The sequence below is a fragment of the Undibacterium sp. Ji83W genome (assembly GCF_049340385.1).
GTDB lineage: Bacteria > Pseudomonadota > Gammaproteobacteria > Burkholderiales > Burkholderiaceae_D > Undibacterium.
In genome coordinates this window covers 1-265 of record NZ_JBMPOZ010000084.1, presented here as the reverse complement: position 1 = coordinate 265, position 265 = coordinate 1, and the positions used below count along the sequence as shown (strand labels likewise).

Annotated in this window: 1 protein-coding gene and 1 pseudogene; both read right to left on the bottom strand. The window is 49.4% G+C overall.

The features are described from left to right. Positions 1-114 (bottom strand): annotated as a pseudogene (locus ACO0LD_RS31855) (biopolymer transporter ExbD); the annotation flags it as partial. 14 nt (positions 115-128) lie between these two features. Next, positions 129-265, bottom strand: a 137-nt coding sequence (locus ACO0LD_RS31850) for an ExbD/TolR family protein (RefSeq protein WP_423006970.1), incomplete at its 5' end; no start/stop codon positions are given.

The following is a 265-nucleotide window of genomic DNA, read 5'->3' as shown; positions in this document are numbered from 1 at the left end:
AATAATCAACATGATGATCAATACCAGCATGACGTCAATCAGCGGCGTCATGTTCATTTCTATCATCACTTCCGGATCGGCTGAACCACCGCCGGAACCCATTTGCATACCCATAATGCTTCCTTTACTTAGTTCCGTGGAGGCGGTTCAATCACGAAGCCGACCTTGGCGATACCGGCACGTTGTGCCGTCAGGATACTTTTGCCAATAAACTCGTAGCGGGTATTCTGATCACCCCGGATATGCAACTCCGGTTGCGGAATCT